The sequence below is a fragment of the Marinobacter sp. BSs20148 genome (assembly GCF_000283275.1).
GTDB classification, from domain to species: domain Bacteria; phylum Pseudomonadota; class Gammaproteobacteria; order Pseudomonadales; family Oleiphilaceae; genus Marinobacter; species Marinobacter psychrophilus.
Map to the genome: position 1 here is coordinate 2757941 of NC_018268.1, position 18376 is coordinate 2776316.

The following is an 18376-nucleotide window of genomic DNA, read 5'->3' on the forward strand; positions in this document are numbered from 1 at the left end:
TTTGTTAAATGCTGTTAAGTGCCATGCTCATAGAGGCTCTAACAGGCTCAAACAAAAAAGTCGTTAATCCATTCGTTATCGATGTCCGCCAGGGTGGCGTAACGCCATCTTGGTTGCTGGTCTTTGTCGATCAGCAAAGCCCGCACGCCCTCGGCAAACTCACCTTTGCTCAGGCAGTTGGTGGACAGCAGCAATTCTTTGTCAAACACCTGCTTCAAGCCATCCAGGCGGCAGCGATGCATGTGTTCCCACACCAACGCAAGAGCCACCGGCGACGCTGCCGCGAGCGGCTTCACGGCTTTGGCCAGCCAGCCATCGCCCGACGCCAATTCCTTCAACTGGGCAATGGTCTGCGCCAGGGTGTCGGCATCGGTGGCGCGGTTGATTTCATCAAAGTGATCGCGAACGGGTGAAGCAGGCTGGGCATCGGCGCTCTGTTGCTCAAACTGACGCAATACCGAGCCTACGACCTCATGGCCATGGCGGCTTTGCCAGTCGGCTCGAGTCAGTTCGGCAACCACCTGAGCTTTCAAATCGTGCTTTATAAAACGATCAGCCATGCCGGTGAACAGCGCATCGGCGCCGTTCATACGGGCGCCCGTGAGGCCCAAAAACAGACCGGTTCGGCCGGGGCAGCGATTGAGAAACCAGCCACCGCCCACATCCGGGTAAAGCCCGATGGTGGTTTCAGGCATCGCCAGTTTTGAGCTTTCGGTCACTACCCGATAGGAAGCGCCCTGCATAATGCCCATGCCGCCGCCCATCACAATGCCATGGCCCCAGCACACAACCGGTTTGGGGTAGCTGTGAATCAAGTAGTCCAGTTCGTATTCTTCGGTGAAGAACGCCTTGCCGATATCAGCGCTTCCGGCCTCCGTCATACTGCGATACAGAGCAACGATATCGCCGCCGGCACAAAACGCCTTGTCGCCTTCGGCTTCCAGCCACACAGCGCATATCCGTTCATCTTCAGCCCAGGCTTTCAGCTGTGGAGTCAGCAGGCGAATCATTTCCAGTGACAAAGAGTTCAGCGAGCGCGGCGCGTTCAGGCGTGCGACTCCGATGGCGGCGTCGCCTGCGGTTTGCCACTGCTCAAATACAATCGGTTGATCACTCATGGTGAATCCTTTGGCCCATGTGTCGGATTGGCGTTAGCGGTTTTTCCACTGCGGCTTTCGCTTGCCTAAAAACGCATTGACGCCTTCTTTCTGGTCTTCAGTAGAAAACAGCTCGATGAACAGTTCCCGCTCCAAGCGCCAGCCGTCCTCATGGTTATGACCGTCGCGCACGTTCATGATCAGATTCTTACAGCGAGCAATGGACGACGGGCTTTGCTTGCAAGCGCCTTCTGCCAGCTCCAAAGCTTTCGCCAAACTTTGGCCGGTGGGGACCACTTCTTCCACCAGACCAATGCTCAGAGCCTTGTCGGCTTTCAGGCGCTCACCACACAGAATCATGCGCTTGGCCCAACCTTCGCCCACCAGCCATGGCAAGTTTTGAGTGCCGCCAGCGCAGGGCAACAGGCCAACTGATGCTTCTGGTAGAGCCAATTGCGCGTGCTCTTCAGCAATACGGATATCACAGGCCAACGCGCATTCCAGGCCGCCGCCCATGGCGTAACCGTTAATGGCCGCAATGGACACGCCGCGGAAGTGGGTTAGCGCGTCAAACGCCGAGCCAAAAGCCCGGGACATGTCTGTGGCGCGAGCAATGTCGCCGTCGGCAAAGGCATTCAGATCCGCTCCGGCAGAGAAGAATTTCTCGCCTTGGCCGGTAACCACCAACGCAAAAATGTCTTTGTCAGCGTTCAATTCAGCGATCGTGTGTTGTAATTTGCTTAACGAGTCGCGGGTCCAGGTATTCGCCGGTGGGTTGCTGATCGTCAGCACGGCAATGTGGCCGCGTTTTTCCAGTTGCAGCTTATCGCTCTTAAAATCGAGTGTGTCGCTCATAAGATCTCCGCAATATGATGTTGAATGAATTCCGCTACTGAATCGCTTCCGCGACGCCCTGCTCCAGAATGCGGCGGGCCACAATCAGGCGCATGACTTCGTTGGTGCCTTCCAAGATCTGGTGCACCCGCAAGTCCCGCAGGTATCGCTCAAGGGGGTATTCCCGAATATAGCCGTAGCCACCGTGGAGTTGCAGGGCGTCGTTGACCACGTCGAAACACACGTCGGTGGCAAAGCGTTTGGCCATGGCGCAGTGCAGTGTGGCTTCAGGGTCGCCGTTGTCTAATTTGAACGCGCCCAGGCGCACCATTTGCCGCGCTGCAACCAGATTGGTGGCCATATCCGCCAGTTTAAACTGCAAAGCCTGAAACGCCGCCAGCGGTTTGCCAAACTGGGCGCGGGCGTGCATGTAGTCACGAGCACGCAGCAACGCCGCTTGGGCACCGCCGAGGGAACAGGTGGCAATATTCAAGCGGCCACCGTCGAGGCCCTTCATAGCGATGGCAAAACCTTCGCCTTCGGCGCCTAAGCGGTTGGCCACTGGCACCCGAACATTTTCCAGTGTGACCGAGCGGGTCGGTTGGCTGTGCCAGCCCATTTTCTTTTCATTCTTGCCATAGGACACGCCGTCGGCATCCGCCGGAATCAAAAACGCAGAAATGCCTTTGGCACCGCTGTCCGGGCCACCAGTACGAGCCATTAAAATCAGCACATCGGTTGCCCCAGCACCGGAAATAAAAACCTTGCTGCCGTTGATGACATAATCATCACCATCCCGTTCTGCTTTGGTACGCAGGCTTGCTGCATCGGACCCTGCGCCGGGCTCGGTCAAGCAATAAGACGCCAATTTCTCACCGCTGGCCAAGGTAGGCACGACATTCTGTTTGACCTCATCTGTGCCAAAACTGGCCAGCATCCAGGTTGCCATGTTGTGAATGGTTATAAAGGCTGCAGTAGAGGGGCAGGCAGCCGCCAGCTCCTCTACAATCACCGCGGTGTCTTGGCGCGAAAGCCCCATGCCACCAAAGGCTTCCGGCGTGTAGAGCCCGCAAAAGCCCATTTCGCCGGCTTCTCGAAGCACATCTTTTGGAAAAATGCTTTCTTCGTCCCAGTGCGCAGCAAAAGGCGCCATGGATTTCTGCGCGAATGCCCGCGCTGCCTCGCGAAACGCCTGCTGGTCTTCGGTCAGGTCAAAGTTCATAGCTGGCTCCTGCTCGTATCCCGCCTGCCTGACCAGCAAACTTGTGCGTCAGATAGACGGGACACTGCGAATCAACGCAACTGAATAGAGAAGTTGGCTTCGGTGCTGGTGGCTTCTGAGCTGAACCAGCGTGAGGTGACGGTTTTGGTTTCGGTGTAGAAACGCACGGCCTGCTTGCCGTAAGCATGCTGATCACCGTAGAAAGAACCTTTCCAGCCGGTGAACGAGAAGAACGGCAGGGGCACCGGAATGGGGATGTTCACACCCACCTGACCTACTTCAATTTCGTGCTGGAAGCGACGGGCTGCGCCACCTGAGCCGGTAAAGATAGATGTACCATTGCCATACGGGCTTCGGTTAATGAACTCGATGGCTTCGCCCAGGGAATCTACTTCGGAACAGCACAACACCGGGCCGAAAATTTCTTCGTTGTAAATGTCCATTTCGCTGGTCACACCGGCGAACAGTGTAGGGCCTACCCAGTTGCCATTCGGCAAACCGTCCACGGTGCAATTGCGGCCGTCCAGCAGCAGCTGGGCACCCTGGGCTTCACCCGTTGCGATCAGCGCCTCGACACGCTCTTTGGCTTTCGGGCTTATAACCGGGCCATAGCTGGCGCCGGAATCGTTCCAGGCACCGGGGCGCACTTTGGCCATAGCTTCTTTTAACTGCGGGATCCACTGTCGCGCTTCGCCTACGAATACCGCAACCGAGATGGCCATGCAACGCTGCCCTGCCGCGCCCACAGAGGCGCCTACTAGAGCGTTGAGCACCTGCTGCTTGTCGGCATCCGGCATGATAACCATGTGGTTTTTAGCGCCTGCGAAAGACTGCACACGCTTCATGTTGCGGGTGCCGGTTTCATAGATGTAGCGCCCAACTGGCACAGAACCAACAAAAGAAATCGCTTTAACGGCAGGGTCGTTCAGCAGGGTATCTACCTGCTCTTTACCACCGTGAACAACCTGCAAAACGCCCTTGGGCGCGCCGGCCTGTTCGAACAACTCAGCAAGACGTGTCGGTGTCAGGGGATCCTGTTCCGACGGCTTCAGAATAAAGGTGTTACCGCAGGCAATGGCTAAAGGAAACATCCACAGGGGAATCATTGCGGGGAAGTTGAACGGCGTAATACCCGTGCATACGCCCAAGGGCTGAATCCAGGAATGAGTGTCGACTTCGCGGGCCACGTTTTCAACGGTTTCGCCCATCATCATCGACGCTACGTTGGCGGCGTGCTCAACCACTTCGATACCGCGCCATAGATCACCCTTTGCATCGTCAAACGTTTTACCGGTTTCCTGGGCCAGGATCTCGGCAATTTCATCGTGGTGTTCCTTCAACAACGCCTGATAACGCAGCATCACCCTTGCCCGCTCTGACACTGGCACTTCTTTCCAGGTTTTGAAGGTTTCAGCCGCAAAATCGATGGCCTTGCGCATCTCTGCAGGCGTGGTATTCGGAGCCCTGGCGATGACTTCATTGGTGGCGGGATTTGTCACGTCAATCCAGCTGTCGGTCTGGCTTTGAACAAATTCACCTGCAAGGTACAGAGGAACATTTTTCATGGGCGGATCCTGCGTGTTGTGTATATCGAGAGTTTTGTTGTTGTGCAAATGTTGAGCGATGCCGGATTATCGTGCGGATTAGCTCAAGCTTGTCGTTCAGACTAGCACGGTAATTGGGACCGTGTGATTGACTAAGTTTCGCCAATAATGGACTATCTTTCGATCACGAAAAGCGGGAATTCCATATGGCCCTAACGTCGCAATGGCCGGCGCCGCCCGACAGCGTGCGCTACTTGCTACCCGAACCCAGTGTTCAACTTCTGAGCTCGCACCCGCTTACTCGCGAGCTCTATCCCATCGCTTTCGGCCACTATCGGCGGGCGAGCGGGCACCACATGCACCGGGAGCAACCTGCGCATCATTTGCTGATCTATTGCAGCGATGGCCAGGCTTTTCTTAATGTGAGTGGCGAAGCTTTTACCGTTAGCGCGGGAGACCTGGTGTTGCTGCCTGCCGGCGCTAGCCACCGTTATACCGCTGATCCGGCCAACCCCTGGACGATTCACTGGGTACATTACACCGGCCCGTTAGCCGATGCTTTTACCGGCCACATGGGATTTGACCAGCAAACTCCGGTGCTTTATATCGGCCGCCAGCCAAGGCTATTGGTGGATTTCAACGGGTTGCTGTCGGTGCGGCAAACCGGCTTTCGCACCAGCGGATTAATTCACGTAGCCAATCGCCTGCGTCAACTGCTGGCGGCAATACCCATGATTGCGGAACACAGCGAACACGACGCCGGTCCAGACCTGGAAGTATTGAACAGTTACATGCGGGAAAACCTGGAACAAAGGCTAACACTGGAGCAGCTGGCGGAATTGGCTGGTTTGTCGCCAGCGCATTTCGCTACCCGCTATCGCGAACGCACGGGCATTTCACCCATCCAGCACTTTTTGCGTTTAAAAGTGGAGCGCTCTTGCCAGTTGCTGGATAGCACAACGTTGCCGTTCGCGGCTATAAGCCGCCAGTTGGGCTACGATGACGCCTACTACTTTTCACGACTGTTCAAAAAAATCATGGGGAAGTCACCGCGGGATTACAGACACACCGCACGGCACTGAATCGCGGCTTAAGATACGTTTGCAAAATATTAGCAAACGACTTTTGCGAAATTGATCTGAGGCAACGCTCTGTTTTGATTGATTCCGTAAGCTCCAAGGGAGTATTTAATGAGCATTTTTTAGGAGAATAACATGGCCACAGAACCCATTACGCTGTTCGATAACGGGCACCACAAATGCTTGATGTTTGATTCGCTGGTTATTGGTGAGGGCGTTCAATCAAACCAGTTTCTGCTGGTAGATGGCCAACACGAAGCCCTGATTGACCCAGGTGGTGATCTTACCTATACGCCGCTGGCCTTGGCTGCGTCGCGTTTCATGAATATTCGCGAATTGGATTACGTATTCGCATCACACCAGGACCCGGACATTATTGGCGCTATTGACCGTTGGCTGGTGCACACCCGCGCCAAAGTGGTGACATCCAAACTATGGGCTCGCTTCCTTCCTCATCTGGTGTCTGAGCATGTGGCTAAACTGGTGGGCGGCAACGTTTATGATCGCATTATGGCGATACCGGATGCCGGAGCGAATGTTCGCTTTGGAGACACTTACGTTCAATGTTTACCCGCCCACTTCATGCACTCGGTGGGTAACATTCAGTTTTACGATCCGATCGCGAAAATTTTGTTTTCTGGGGATTTAGGCGCGTCTATGGGCGGCCCCGATGAACACCTCCCGGTAACCGATTTCGACAAGCACATTCCTTACATGATGGACTTTCATCGCCGTTATATTGCCTCGCAGAAGGTATGCCGCCTCTGGGCCAATATGATTCGGGAAATGGATGTACAGGCCATTGTGCCCCAGCATGGCAAGCGTTTTGAAGGCCCGGAAATGGTGGAACGCTTTCTGAACTGGGTCAGCTCGGTAGAGTGCGGTATCGACCTTGTGACTCAGGATAGCTACCGTCCACCGGTAGATTACGTCTAAAAGGAATAAACACTGTTCGATCCCTGCGTTGTCCAGTAAAATCCTGCGCTCTTAAAAAATTTTTCAACGGGGTCCAAAAAGATTTTCAACGGGCCCTAAAAACAGTTTCAACGGGGCTCAAAAGAGTTTTCAACAAAGCTTAAAAAGAGTTTCAACCGAGCTTAAAAAGAGTTCCACCCTGCAATCAAAGAGGCAGCGCACATGGGCAGAGCCTATCAGAACCGCAAACAATCCATGGCCAAGACGGCCGACGCCAAGACCAAGGTTTACAGCAAGTACGGTCGTGAAATCTATATGTCCGCGAAATCCGGCGGCACCGACCCAGACGGTAACCTGTCTCTGCGCGCGCTGATCGATCGCGCCAAAAAAGACCAGGTTCCCAGCCACGTTATTGAAAAAGCCATCGACAAAGCCCACGGCGGTACCGGTGAAGATTACTCACCAGCGCGCTATGAAGGCTACGGCCCGGGTAATTGCATGGTCATTGTGGACTGCTTGACCGACAACCCCAACCGCACCTTTGGTGATGTGCGCCTGGCGTTTACCAAAACCAAAGCCAAAATCGGCACGCCGGGCACCGTTGCCCACATGTTCGACCACTGCGCGATCTTTGCCTTCAAGGGGCAAGATGAAGACGCTGTTCTGGAAGCGTTGATGGATGCGGATGTAGACGTAACCGACATCGAAACGGAAAACGAACTGATCACTGTGTTCGCGCCCCACACCGAATACGCCAAGGCCCGCCAAGCGCTAATAGACGCGTTCGAAGGCATTGATTTCGACGCTGACGACATTCAGTTTCTGGCAAAAACCACCACAGAGGTGAGCGGCGACGACATTCCGATGTTTGAGAAATTTCTGGATATGCTGAATGAGCTGGACGATGTTCAGACCGTGTTCCACAACGCGGAACTGCCGCAGGAACAAACATCCTGAGCAGGGATCTTTTCGGCGATGACGACTCCGCTCGCTAACACTCGCAAGCCGCGCGTTACCATCGTAAAAACCGGCGCAACCTACCCACAGATTCGCGAACGCTGTGGCGATTTCGAATACTGGTTTGTTGGTGGATTATCTTCGGTGCTGGAGCGGGCATACCGCACAATGGCTGGCCGCGGCGGTAACCGCAAAAGTGCCGGTGCCGGGCGAGTGCTATGGACTCCAGTTGTTGGATCACGTCCTGGGTGGCACTCCGGTGCACCCTCACTCTGCTTTGGTAAAAATAGCCACATCCTTTCTCGGTATTTCCAGCGCCCATTTATACCGCTCAGCGATTAACACCAGGGTTTCTTCTTTGTAAAACACCACATGAGTGGGATCGCGCCGGTAATGCCAGCTTGCAAAGCGGGTGTCATCCGTCTGAAAGCAGGTCATCACGGCCAGCAAGCCGCCAGGCTTTAGTAGGCTATCCAGCTGGCGTAAGACCGCCGCAGGCTGGTGCAAATGTTCTAGCACTTCCGTGCAGGTGATGAAGTCGTATTGTTGCTGTAGAACGTCAGGCTGCGGATGGAAAAACGGATCGTAAAGCGCCATGGTCATACCCGCTTCCTCCAGCATACCAGCCAGCACCGGGCCTGGGCCGCAGCCAAAATCCAGGCCGTGAGCTCCGCGGGGAAGTCGGGCCAATAAGGGATCTGCTGCCTTAGACAGGAAACGACGATAACCGGGATCGCCCGGGTTGTTGTCGTGGTATTGGTAGATGGTTTTTTCCTGCTCGGCGCTTAAACGACTGTCAGGAGCCATCACGGTGCATTGGCATTCCGAACAGCGCAAATAGTGCTGGTTTTTGAGGGTCTGGAAGTGCTGTAACTCGGCCTGCTCGCAGACAGGGCAAATTATTGAAAGCGTTGAGGGCATCGGGGGGTTCTAGGTGAGTTAAGCGGGCGTTATCGAGCAACAATGGCAGAGGCGGGTATTCACGTCCAGCGCTCTGGTTAACACTCTGGCGATTAAACCCTTACCGAGTGTCGGCTGCGACCGGAGCGCTCGCCTGTTATGATGCACCGCTTAATTGAACCCACACCCAGCCGGTGCCCTGCATGACCCAGTCTTCTTCCACACGCCTGAACAAATACATCAGCGAGAGCGGCATTTGTTCGCGGCGCGAGGCCGACCGATACATCGAGCAGGGTAGTGTGCGAATCAACGGCAAGCGTGCCAGCGTTGGCGATCAGGTATTGCCGACGGATACGGTGATGGTCAACGGCCAAATCATTGAGCCCCGTGCTGAGGAAGATCAGGTATTCATCGCTCTGAACAAGCCGGTGGGCATTGTCAGCACCACCGACAGCGCCGAACGCGACAATATTCAGCGCTTTGTCGGGCACACGGTGAGAATTTTCCCTATCGGCCGGCTAGACAAGGATTCTCAGGGACTGATTTTTATGACCAGCAACGGCGATCTGGTCAACAAGATCCTGCGGGCGGGTAATAATCACGAGAAAGAGTATTTGGTCACCGTTGATAAGCCCATCACCAAGACCTTTATTGACGGTATGGCCGGCGGGGTGCCAATTCTGGGTACGGTTACAAAAAGATGCCGGGTGTCGCAGGAGTCGCGCTGTGTGTTCCGCATTGTTCTGGTACAAGGCCTGAACCGGCAGATTCGACGCATGGCGGAGCATTTTGGCTTTGACGTAACGCGCCTGGAACGGCAGCGCATTATGAATATTAGCCTGGGCAATCTGCCCGTTGGCCAATGGCGGGATTTAACATCAAAAGAACTGGCGGTGCTGATGGACAGCATTCGGGATTCGTCATCCGATGCCCCAGCTGCGACTCAAAAGCCCGCCGGTAAGACGACGCCGGTCAATGTTCCAGCACACAAGCGCGACAGCCACAAGCCACGCGCCGGCAATAAGCCCCCTCCTAGGCCAGGCGCCAAATCTGCAGAAAAGCCCGGCAGACGGCCCGATAACCGCCCCGGCTCAAAGCCGGCGGCGCGGCCAAAACCCAAGCCGAAGAAGCAGCGCCAGCGCAGCACTAAACGCTAGCGCAGGCTTTTACCTTTTTTCTCTAATCTGCACTCTTTTCGGCACTCTTTTCGACACTAATTTTGGCACTATTTCCGGTTTACACGTCTTTAATCGCAGGCGTAGGCCGCACCAGTATTTCGTTAACGTCTACATGTGCCGGCTGGGCCACGGCGTACATGACTGCGTTGGCAATGTCGTCTGGCTGCAGCGCGTTGTCTGGCTGCTGATCAAAGAAGGGTGTGTCTACCATGCCCGGCTCGATCAGGGTTACTCGAATACCGGAGCCCCGCAGTTCTTCGCGAGCGCCATAGCCAATGGCCGACACTGCCCACTTGGTGGCGCTGTACATAGATCCCGGAATGGTTACCCGTCCGGCGGCAGAGCCCGTCAATAACAGATGCCCACGGCTCTCCCTCAACGCTGGCAGGCAATGCTGCACAGTCAGGCCAACGCCGTAGATGTTGGTCAGAATCATGTCTTTCCAGACTTCCGCATCTGCACCACTGAAGCCGCCGGGCTCACCCCCGCGGCCGGCGTTGGCGAATACGGCATCGATGCGACCAAAACTGGCCAGCGCCTTTTTCACCATTTCACGCTGATCTGTGTCGCTTTGCACGTCGCAGCGCACCGTTAATACCTGCTCTTTACCGCCCAGTTCCTGTTGTAACTTGTGCAGTTTAGCTTCCGAACGAGCCGCCAGTACCAGGCGATAGCCCTGTTTGGCCGCTGCCCGTGCGGTAGCCGCCCCAATACCTGAAGATGCGCCTGTAATCAGCATTACGGGTTGATCGCTCATGATTTGTTCCACTGTGGTCAATGAATGTTGATAACCATTACTTACCTTAGGCCGCCGGCTCACAGTTTCAACCGCGAGCGGTATTGAATCTGGCAACCAACGCGTGCTTATGCAATGCTTAAAACCGAAACTGCAAGTGGCTGGTGAGGCGTTTTTATGATGTGGGTTCTGTATTTACTGATCTTTATCGGGCTGTTTTTGCTGATTTTTTTAACCGTGTCGTTCGTGCTGCTCCGGCCAGAAGACTATTCGACGTTTGATAGTCATGAGTTCAAATCGCGCACCGCACTGCCTAGCGTCGCCAACAAAGAGGTGATCGAGCGCGTACGCAATATGGGGCGACAGCTGCATGGCGTTAGGGGGCGTGCGCGAATTCTTGCCATGCGCCAGTATATGGACGGCATCAGCGATGACCTGCACATGGTGTCTACCGTGACTGCGACCGACCAGCCCCGCGGTGAGTGGGTGGTAGCTCCCGGCGCCGATACCCGTCGGCGTATCCTGTACATTCATGGCGGCGCCTGGATGGCCGGCAGCCCGCGCAGCCATCGCAGCATGACCGACCAGCTGTCGCAAATTGGCAAGGCTGCGGTGTTTGCGGTGGACTATCGGCTGATGCCGGAATATCGCTATATAGCCGGCATGGAGGACTGCCGCAAGGCCTATGAGTGGCTGCTGGACAACGGCCCGGAGGGCAAGGAGGAGGCTCAAATTATGGTGATTGCGGGTGATTCGGCCGGTGGCAGCCATACTTTGGCTCTGATTGCCTGGCTGCGCGACCAGAAGCTGCGCCAAGCCGATGCGGCTATTGCGCTGTCGCCGTCCACTGACATGACCATGACCGCGCCCAGCAATCGAAGAAATATAGCCACAGACCCCATGCTAGGCCCAATGTTTGGTGGCCTGCAAAAAGTGCCGCTGCCGGTTTTGTGGTGGTTCAGTACAGCCACTTTCCGCATGCGACCGGCCAGCCCCGTGGCTTCGCCACTGCGCGGGCCGTTGCACGACCTGCCGCCCACACTGATTCAGGCCAGTGACTGCGAAATGCTGATAGATAACGCAAGGCGCTACGCCGCCAAGGCGCAAGCAGAAGGCTCACCGGTGGAACTGCATATCTGGCAGGGAATGGTGCACGTATGGCAGATTTTTGGCCCGATGCTGCCAGAAGCAGACGAAGCTTTTGACGATATGGCGGAGTTTCTGAGAGTTCACACCGGAGCAGCAGAACAGGATCGGGCGGGCTAAACTTGAACCTTTCCCCGCAACGCTTTGGTACGGCCCTTTTGCACTTTACCGTCGGTGCGCTTGCGCTTGGCGGATTTGCTGGGTTTTGTGGCGCGGCGAGCTTTTTGCGGTTTTACCGCTTGCAGGATCAACGCTTTAAGCCGCTGCATGGCGTCGTTTTTGTTCAGCTCTAGCGTACGATGGCTTTGTGCTTTGAGCACCAGTACACCGTCTTTGCTGATGCGCTGATCGTTCAGCGCCATCAGGCGTTCTTTATAAAACAGGGGCAGCGACGAGTTCCAAATATCAAAGCGCAGGTGCACCGCAGAGGAGACCTTGTTGACATTCTGCCCACCGGCACCCTGAGCGCGGATCTGGGTGATTTCGATCTCCCAGTCCGCAAGTTCAACAGCGTTGGATAATTTAAGCATGACCTACTTTACCACGCCAGATGGGGCACTAGTCCGAAGCATGTACAAATATGCGCGCTTCTACCGGCAGGTTTGCCAGCTTGCGATGCAGCCGGAATCTAAGGCGGTTGATATCGTCCGACCAATTAACAGGCAGAGCCACTTCTACCATCAGTGATGGGCCAACTTTGATGGTACTGGCACAGTCCGGATGCAAGCCAACATCCCACATGGCCTCAGATACACAGCTTTGCAATTCTTCAGACGGAGCAGACAAAAGTAGTTCACGCACAGCTGCCGCGGTCATTTTCACCGGAACGACCAAAAAGTAACCTGAAATAAGCACCATCATCGTCGGATCGGCGTACTTGGCTAGGTGACCCCAGGCACCGGTTTCTAGCAAAGCGGCTGCTAAAAAACCAATCAGCACGGCCCCACTCAGCCCCATATCCATCAGCCACTGCTTCTTTTCCGCCAGCAGCAAACCGGACTGGCTGCGGCCCGTAGCCCAATGCAAATAGACCCACACCAGCGCACAACCCATCACGCTGACGCCTGAGAAAATCAGAGCCATACCGGTGTCAACCACCTGACCACCGCTGAACAAAGCGGCAATGGCAGAGAGCAGCGAGATAACACACACCAAGGCGATCGTCAGGCCTTTTACCGCAATCACCAAGGGCTCCAAAGCACCACGACCCAAGGGGAACGCATCGCAGGCCGGCTTGCGCATCAGGCGCGCCGCATAAAGCGACAACAGCGACAACATCAAACTCACCAACGAGTAGGCGCCATCAAACAGAATAACCAAAGAATCGACCCACAAGCCCCAGGTAATCCCCAGAACCGCAAACAGGGCAGCACCCATCGACGATAAAATCAGCGCCAGGTTTTCCCGCGCCAGAAAAGCAGCCATAAACACCTCCAGTGACTGGCTACTGATATTAATGATAGATACACTGAGACGCGAGTCGGTGGCCGACGGTTTATCCGTCGCTAATACGGGTAAATACGCAATTTAAGGCACTTTCTTAGGCATTCCTAAGGTACTTTTCTAAGGAACTTCTAGCGTGAAAACGTCGCAAATACAGATTTTTCTGGCGATTGTGCGCTTTGGCACCGTTGCCGCGGCTGCTCGCGAGCTCGGCCGCAGCCGCACCACCGTCAGCACAGCATTGGCGGCGTTGGAAGACGAGCTGGGTGCGCTGCTGTTCGAACGCAGTGGTAACCAACTTCAATTGACCGCTGTGGGCCACTCCATCGTGACCGACTGCCGGCGCTTTGATCAGGTAGCAGGCCAAATCATGGCGCGTTGCGAGCACCACCTCAGCGGTGCTGAAACCGCCCTCCGTATCGGCCGTGATGATTCCCTGCCCGAGTCGGCATGGCGCAGAATTTTGCAGCGCCTGAAACAACGATTCCCCCATACCAGTATTGCGGTGTATCTGGCCTCACCCCGGGAATTGCCGGCGCTGGTGGAGAACCAATCGGTGGATGTGTGTTACGGCTTGATGCCCGAACCCACCACCGAAGGCTATGAATGGCGGCGCGAGTTGGCAGATGTGCGCATGTTAACGGTGGCCGCAAGCAACCACCCGTTGTGCCAGCTGGAACGGGTAACTCAAGACAACCTGGTGACGCACACCGAAATCACCTTAGCTTCTATACGCGATATGCGCCTGGAGCCGGAATCCCCGGAAACAGCCAACTATCTGGCGTTTACCCAGTACGAACTGATACGGGACTCAGTGATTGACGGCGCAGGCTGGGCGGATTTACCGCTGCCACTGATTCGCGAGGCGTTGGCCAACGGCGAGCTGACCACCATCCACCACCGTAGTGCAAAATGGTGGAAAGTGTTCAGCGCGCTGGAATCCGAGTATGCCCAGGGTGGCGCCGTGGTGGGCTGGCTGGGCAATGAACTAGAAACCTATTTGGCCGATGTGGCCAGCTAGCCTTGTCTAGGCTACAGGGGTGACCACTGTGCTAGCGCAACGGCCAGGGCAGAGGCGTCAGCCTGCCTTGCGGCGAATGTAAAGCACCTTGCGCACGCGAGCAACCAGCTCGCCTTGTTCATCATGCACTTCGACATCCCAAGTGGGCAGCATTTTCTCGCCATCGGCGGTGGCTGCTCGAATTTCATCGAGGCGTTCGTCCGTCAGCTCAAAGTGCGCCACAACTTTGCCTTTGCCAGGGCGGATGAAATCGATGTGGGCAGATTTGTCCCACACAACGTAGCCATTGCCCAAGCGACGCATTAGCAGCAGCATATACATCGGGTCCAACATACTATAAAGCGAGCCACCAAAATGAGTGCCAACGTAGTTGGTGTTGTACCAGCGCTGACGCATTTCCACCGTGGCAGAGCCAAAGTCGTCGGCGATATGGGTCACCCGGATGCCCGCACCCAAATAGGGCGAGTAGGCAGACATGATTCGGCGCAAGGCGCCTGCGCTGGCAAACAAGCGGCGAATAGTTTTATTCATGAACTGGCTCGAAGTGATGTTTTTAACGCCACTTTGGTCACGGTTGGTTCTCGTGCAGCTTATTGAAGTCTAAGAATACGCGTTAAAGAGCGCTACAGACTGCCATTAAGAGCCAGTTGCAACGCTATCGCCGCCATCATTAAACCAATCAGGCCGTCAATAACGCGCCAGGCCAGTGGCCGCGACAACACGGGAGCCAAAGCTGCACCGCCCCACGCCAGCAGGCTAAACCACACCACCGAAGCGGTGCTGGCGCCGATTACAAAAGCCACGGCACTGTTCTGCTGGGCACCAATCGCCGGCACCAGCAACAACGTGTCGAGGTAAACCTGAGGGTTCAGCAGAGTGACCGCCAGCGCGGTCAATACAACCTTGCGCAAACTGCCTCGAGTGGCCGCTCCAACTTTTAACGCAGCGCGGCCCCTCCAGACACGCACGGCCGCCTGAAGTGCCAGCCAGCCCAAAAAAATCACGCCTAGCCAGCGCAAAAACTCCAACGCCTGGGGCACGGCTATCAGCGCCGCACTCACGCCGAACATGCCCAGGGTGAACAGACTGGCATCGCACACTGCGCAAATAGCCGCCACCGGCCAATGGTGCTCCCGGCGAATGGCTTGGCTCAGCAGGTAGGCATTTTGCGCGCCAATGGCAATAATTAAACCGCCACACACCAGTAAGCCGGTTAAGTAACTTTCAAGCACACGCAGATTCCTTAAAAAAGCTCGGCTTTCTAGACGCTGCGCAGAATATCGGCTTTACACCACAATCTCCATTAATGATCCATATCGGAGTGGCTCATGTTGGAATGATCTATTGTGGAGTGGTTCATCGTCGAATGGTCCACTCCACCATCGTCTTTGCCACTGTTATCCAGGGACCTGACGTCCAGTACGGCTTTCTGCGCCGGAATGCGTTCAAACTTTAGCGTAACAGGAATTTTCTGCCCGACCTTTAACGGCTGTTTTAAACCTTCCAGCATAAGGTGATAGCTGAGGGGCTTAAACTCCACGCTCTGACCAGAGTCTATGCTCAAGCCATCCGGCAACGGTTTCATGCGCATCATACCGTTGTCTGCGATGGTTTTATGAATGGAAACGTCGGTGGCAACCTCGCTGGTGACGCCGGTGAGGCGAACTGCTGCGTCAGTGTGGTTGTGGATGACCATGTAGCCAACCCCAACCGCTGTGCCCGGCGGCGTTGGCCGGCTCCAACCGTACTCCACCATGACACCGCTAGCATGGGGCTCGGGAGCAGTGCCGGCGGCGGCCATCAACGGAATGCAACTGGCGACCGCGGCAACAACAGCGATCGTACTACCATGACGGGCAAAGCGACGAATCAAGGAAGAAGGTTCCATCAAAAACTCCTACAAGGTCAAAGTCAATAATCAGCATAGCCTGCCACAAACAGCTACAGCGACGCTGCGACCAATTGTCGCTGGACCAAATCAGCCAGAAAAAACACGATTAGTGGGGGGACTTCGGCCCAACAGCAAGAGCGGACGGACGGCCAAAATAGTAGCCCTGAAACAATTTACAACCCATTGCTATTAACGCCAGGTATTGACCTTCTGTTTCTACGCCTTCGGCAACAAGCTCAAGCTGATGACTGCGAGCAATGCTGACAATACTGGCAACCATGTTTTGAACTTTGTGATCATCCAATAGGCCGTCAATGAAGCTTTTGTCAATTTTCAGCTCGTCAAGCGGCAGGGTTCTCAGCAAGCTAAGCGACGAGTAACCGGTACCAAAATCGTCCATCGATACCCGCACACCCTGTTTGCGCAATTCGTTGAGTACGGTCAGTACATCGTCAAAATTGGAGATAAACAGACTCTCGGTAATTTCCAACACCAACTGCTTGGGCGACAGCCCATATCGCGATAGTAAAGACAAAACATCATTGGTAAAACCCGGCTGCAAAAATTGCAATACCGATATGTTCACCGCCAGTTGCCACATTTTACCTTGGGCACCCAAAAACTCGGAAAACTCGCGAATGCTGGTTTCCATCACAAACTTGCCCAACGCTGGCATCAGGCCGCTGGACTCAGCAACTCCGACAAATTCATCGGGGCCGACCTGGCCGAGTTCGTCGTCGTACCAGCGCACAAGCGCTTCGTATCCATAAACGGCTTTGACGTGATCAACCTGGGGCTGAAACACCATGGTCAGCTGCCCGAGGCTCAACGCTTGGCGCAAGCGTTGTTCAATCTGCACTCGGCGGATGTAGGCCTGTTCGAGTTCTTCCCGATACAGACACCAGTCATTGAGGCTCTTCTTGGCCTGATACAAGGCCAAATGCGCGCTGCGTAAAAGTGTGTTCACCGAATCACCATCGCGGGGGTACACCGCAACACCGATGCTGGCACCCAGCTGCAAGGGAAACTGCTCCAGTTCCAGCGGTTTGTCCAACTGGTGGCTAAGCTGGCGCGCGTGACTCTCGATCGCCTGAAAATTCACCGCTTTAATCAGTAACACAAACTCATCGGCGCCCAACCGAGCCACTACGTCCTTTTCGTCGACTACGCTGAGCAGCCTGCGTGCAAATGCGCAGAGCACCTGGTCACCGTATTCTTGCCCAAAACGGTCATTAACGCCGCGAAAATGGTCGATATTGATGACAGCCACCATAAAGCTTTGTTTACGCCGCAGCAGGCTGTTGATGCTAGCGCTTAGTCCTGAACGATTGCCTACGCCTGTCAGTTCATCGTGTCGCGACAGGTACATCAGCTCTTTGAGGCGCTTGGCTTCGGCGACCGCAGTAATACGAAAAATGATAAACAAAGCCAGAAAACCGCCTAGAAAAATGCTGACGTATAACAATGCGGTTTTAAAAAACCTCATCCACAACGGGCGCATCAGGGTTTCAGACATAACCCACATTTGGAACTGATTGTTGAATTGGACAGCCCCCAGATAGTTTTGCTGATCACGATGAATGCGATAGGTATGAGGTGTGTCTGATAGCTGTATGTCTGCCGTGGGCAGATTTTTCCAATGCGGATTCTGGTCTGTAAGCGTTTCGGCCTGGTAACGGAGTTTGGAATATTGCTCTGGCCCCATGCCCTGCTCTGAAATAAACTGCACATAGCCGTCTGACGCTCGCGCCAACATAACCCGATCGTAAGCGCCGCTGTGTAAGGAATTGCTCAGGACACCGGCGTTGCCGTCAATACGGAGACCCGCCGTCATTACCGCAACCACCTCACCCTCGGAATTGCGCAGCGCTTTGCGCACCGGAATTGTCCACTTATTGATCGCGCCCATAAAATACGTGCGCCCCAAAACCATGGTGTCGGTTGCCAAGGCTTCTTGAAAACTGTCTCGCGAAGTTTTGGCTCGCAACAGGTTTGGCAACAAACCCAGATCCAGGTTTGAACTCACCAGCATCATCTGCCCGTCTGAACGGGCCATTCCCAAACCAATAGCAACGGGGTTTTCCTGCAGGATACGATCCAGTTCAGCTGAATGCTGGGGCGTCTGTGGCAAATCTCCAGAACGCAGGATTTCGCGACCAACAACCGTGAGCAATAACTCTTGGGTACGCAAAACGCTGTCCATAGACTGCGCCACCAGTGCCACCCGCGAGCTGTGGACTGAATTACGCTCGGCAAGAATCGATTGCCAGAACGACAACAAAAGCAGGACAAGAATCGCACTTCCCGCTGCCAGCGTCAGCAAAAAGAGCGTCCATAAATTGCGTTTTAATAATGCCAAAGAAAAAGTTTCCGCTGGAATTGCAGGTTTTTCCGTCTTTTCACAATAATCATT

At 55.0% G+C, this 18376-nt stretch carries 18 protein-coding genes; 6 read left to right on the forward strand and 12 right to left on the reverse strand.

Annotation, left to right across the window (positions count from 1 at the left end; genetic code table 11):
• Positions 1-47: 47 nt before the first annotated feature.
• The 4 genes from MRBBS_RS12480 to MRBBS_RS12495 form a co-directional block, all read right to left on the reverse strand.
• Entirely contained in the window at positions 48-1118 is a 1071-nt protein-coding gene (locus tag MRBBS_RS12480; RefSeq protein WP_014871884.1) for an enoyl-CoA hydratase/isomerase family protein, read from the reverse strand.
• 33 nt (positions 1119-1151) lie between these two features.
• Positions 1152-1952, reverse strand: a complete 801-nt coding sequence (locus MRBBS_RS12485; protein ID WP_014871885.1) for an enoyl-CoA hydratase — start codon at positions 1950-1952, stop codon at positions 1152-1154.
• Between the two features lie 34 nt (positions 1953-1986).
• Positions 1987-3153: an acyl-CoA dehydrogenase family protein gene (locus MRBBS_RS12490; RefSeq protein ID WP_014871886.1), complete on the reverse strand. Its 1167-nt coding sequence runs from the start codon at positions 3151-3153 to the stop codon at positions 1987-1989.
• Positions 3154-3224: 71 nt separating this feature from the next.
• Positions 3225-4718 (reverse strand): CoA-acylating methylmalonate-semialdehyde dehydrogenase, encoded by a 1494-nt coding sequence (locus MRBBS_RS12495; protein WP_014871887.1) that lies wholly within the window; start codon positions 4716-4718, stop codon positions 3225-3227.
• 185 nt (positions 4719-4903) lie between these two features.
• Here MRBBS_RS12495 and MRBBS_RS12500 point away from each other — a divergent pair, with 185 nt between their 5' ends.
• From MRBBS_RS12500 to MRBBS_RS12510, 3 genes are all read left to right on the forward strand, one after another.
• Positions 4904-5779: an AraC family transcriptional regulator gene (locus MRBBS_RS12500; RefSeq protein WP_014871888.1), complete on the forward strand. Its 876-nt coding sequence runs from the start codon at positions 4904-4906 to the stop codon at positions 5777-5779.
• Positions 5780-5911: 132 nt separating this feature from the next.
• A complete protein-coding gene (locus MRBBS_RS12505) occupies positions 5912-6712 on the forward strand; it encodes an MBL fold metallo-hydrolase (protein WP_014871889.1) in 801 nt (266 codons plus the stop codon).
• A gap of 201 nt (positions 6713-6913) precedes the next feature.
• Positions 6914-7648: a YebC/PmpR family DNA-binding transcriptional regulator gene (locus MRBBS_RS12510; protein WP_014871890.1), complete on the forward strand. Its 735-nt coding sequence runs from the start codon at positions 6914-6916 to the stop codon at positions 7646-7648.
• 267 nt (positions 7649-7915) lie between these two features.
• Here MRBBS_RS12510 and MRBBS_RS12515 read toward each other — a convergent pair whose 3' ends face one another.
• On the reverse strand, positions 7916-8569 hold the full coding sequence (locus MRBBS_RS12515) for a class I SAM-dependent methyltransferase (protein WP_014871891.1): 654 nt from the start codon (positions 8567-8569) through the stop codon (positions 7916-7918).
• A 182-nt stretch (positions 8570-8751) separates the two neighbouring features.
• Between MRBBS_RS12515 and rluF the strand changes: the two genes are divergently transcribed.
• Positions 8752-9705 carry a 23S rRNA pseudouridine(2604) synthase RluF gene (gene rluF / locus MRBBS_RS12520; RefSeq protein WP_014871892.1) on the forward strand — a complete coding sequence of 318 codons (954 nt, stop codon included), beginning with the start codon at positions 8752-8754 and terminating at the stop codon, positions 9703-9705.
• Between the two features lie 79 nt (positions 9706-9784).
• Here the strand turns inward: rluF and MRBBS_RS12525 are convergent, their stop codons facing one another.
• Positions 9785-10483 carry an SDR family oxidoreductase gene (locus MRBBS_RS12525; protein WP_014871893.1) on the reverse strand — a complete coding sequence of 233 codons (699 nt, stop codon included), beginning with the start codon at positions 10481-10483 and terminating at the stop codon, positions 9785-9787.
• A gap of 159 nt (positions 10484-10642) precedes the next feature.
• Here MRBBS_RS12525 and MRBBS_RS12530 point away from each other — a divergent pair, with 159 nt between their 5' ends.
• A complete protein-coding gene (locus MRBBS_RS12530; protein WP_014871894.1) occupies positions 10643-11728 on the forward strand; it encodes an alpha/beta hydrolase in 1086 nt (361 codons plus the stop codon).
• Here MRBBS_RS12530 and arfB read toward each other — a convergent pair.
• Together arfB and MRBBS_RS12540 are read right to left on the reverse strand one after the other, a co-directional pair.
• A complete protein-coding gene (gene arfB, locus MRBBS_RS12535) occupies positions 11725-12138 on the reverse strand; it encodes an alternative ribosome rescue aminoacyl-tRNA hydrolase ArfB (RefSeq protein ID WP_041635283.1) in 414 nt (137 codons plus the stop codon). The two genes, MRBBS_RS12530 and arfB, sit on opposite strands and share 4 nt — an antisense overlap.
• Positions 12139-12166: 28 nt before the next feature.
• Entirely contained in the window at positions 12167-13033 is an 867-nt protein-coding gene (locus tag MRBBS_RS12540; RefSeq protein WP_014871895.1) for a cation transporter, read from the reverse strand.
• Between the two features lie 154 nt (positions 13034-13187).
• On the opposite strand from MRBBS_RS12540, the gene MRBBS_RS12545 reads away from it, so the two are divergent.
• Positions 13188-14072, forward strand: a complete 885-nt coding sequence (locus tag MRBBS_RS12545) for a LysR family transcriptional regulator (protein WP_014871896.1) — start codon at positions 13188-13190, stop codon at positions 14070-14072.
• Between the two features lie 57 nt (positions 14073-14129).
• On the opposite strand, the gene MRBBS_RS12550 is transcribed toward MRBBS_RS12545, so the two are convergent.
• The 4 genes from MRBBS_RS12550 to MRBBS_RS12565 all read right to left on the reverse strand — a co-directional run bounded on the left by MRBBS_RS12550 (position 14130) and on the right by MRBBS_RS12565 (position 18322).
• Positions 14130-14603, reverse strand: coding sequence for a DUF4442 domain-containing protein (locus MRBBS_RS12550; protein WP_014871897.1), 474 nt, complete (start codon positions 14601-14603; stop codon positions 14130-14132).
• A gap of 92 nt (positions 14604-14695) precedes the next feature.
• Complete coding sequence (locus MRBBS_RS12555; RefSeq protein WP_014871898.1) at positions 14696-15304, reverse strand: LysE/ArgO family amino acid transporter; 609 nt, start codon at positions 15302-15304, stop codon at positions 14696-14698.
• 71 nt (positions 15305-15375) lie between these two features.
• Complete coding sequence (locus MRBBS_RS12560; protein ID WP_014871899.1) at positions 15376-15960, reverse strand: copper chaperone PCu(A)C; 585 nt, start codon at positions 15958-15960, stop codon at positions 15376-15378.
• A gap of 109 nt (positions 15961-16069) precedes the next feature.
• Entirely contained in the window at positions 16070-18322 is a 2253-nt protein-coding gene (locus MRBBS_RS12565) for an EAL domain-containing protein (protein WP_014871900.1), read from the reverse strand.
• Between the last annotated feature and the right edge of the window lie 54 nt (positions 18323-18376).

Coding starts and splice junctions, on each gene's coding strand:
- MRBBS_RS12480 (WP_014871884.1), bottom strand. CDS start 1,118: ATGAGTGATCAACCGATTGTATTTGAGCAGTGGCAAACCGCAGGCGAC.
- MRBBS_RS12485 (WP_014871885.1), bottom strand. CDS start 1,952: ATGAGCGACACACTCGATTTTAAGAGCGATAAGCTGCAACTGGAAAAA.
- MRBBS_RS12490 (WP_014871886.1), bottom strand. CDS start 3,153: ATGAACTTTGACCTGACCGAAGACCAGCAGGCGTTTCGCGAGGCAGCG.
- MRBBS_RS12495 (WP_014871887.1), bottom strand. CDS start 4,718: ATGAAAAATGTTCCTCTGTACCTTGCAGGTGAATTTGTTCAAAGCCAG.
- MRBBS_RS12500 (WP_014871888.1), top strand. CDS start 4,904: ATGGCCCTAACGTCGCAATGGCCGGCGCCGCCCGACAGCGTGCGCTAC.
- MRBBS_RS12505 (WP_014871889.1), top strand. CDS start 5,912: ATGGCCACAGAACCCATTACGCTGTTCGATAACGGGCACCACAAATGC.
- MRBBS_RS12510 (WP_014871890.1), top strand. CDS start 6,914: ATGGGCAGAGCCTATCAGAACCGCAAACAATCCATGGCCAAGACGGCC.
- MRBBS_RS12515 (WP_014871891.1), bottom strand. CDS start 8,569: ATGCCCTCAACGCTTTCAATAATTTGCCCTGTCTGCGAGCAGGCCGAG.
- rluF (WP_014871892.1), top strand. CDS start 8,752: ATGACCCAGTCTTCTTCCACACGCCTGAACAAATACATCAGCGAGAGC.
- MRBBS_RS12525 (WP_014871893.1), bottom strand. CDS start 10,483: ATGAGCGATCAACCCGTAATGCTGATTACAGGCGCATCTTCAGGTATT.
- MRBBS_RS12530 (WP_014871894.1), top strand. CDS start 10,643: ATGTGGGTTCTGTATTTACTGATCTTTATCGGGCTGTTTTTGCTGATT.
- arfB (WP_041635283.1), bottom strand. CDS start 12,138: ATGCTTAAATTATCCAACGCTGTTGAACTTGCGGACTGGGAGATCGAA.
- MRBBS_RS12540 (WP_014871895.1), bottom strand. CDS start 13,033: ATGGCTGCTTTTCTGGCGCGGGAAAACCTGGCGCTGATTTTATCGTCG.
- MRBBS_RS12550 (WP_014871897.1), bottom strand. CDS start 14,603: ATGAATAAAACTATTCGCCGCTTGTTTGCCAGCGCAGGCGCCTTGCGC.
- MRBBS_RS12560 (WP_014871899.1), bottom strand. CDS start 15,960: ATGGAACCTTCTTCCTTGATTCGTCGCTTTGCCCGTCATGGTAGTACG.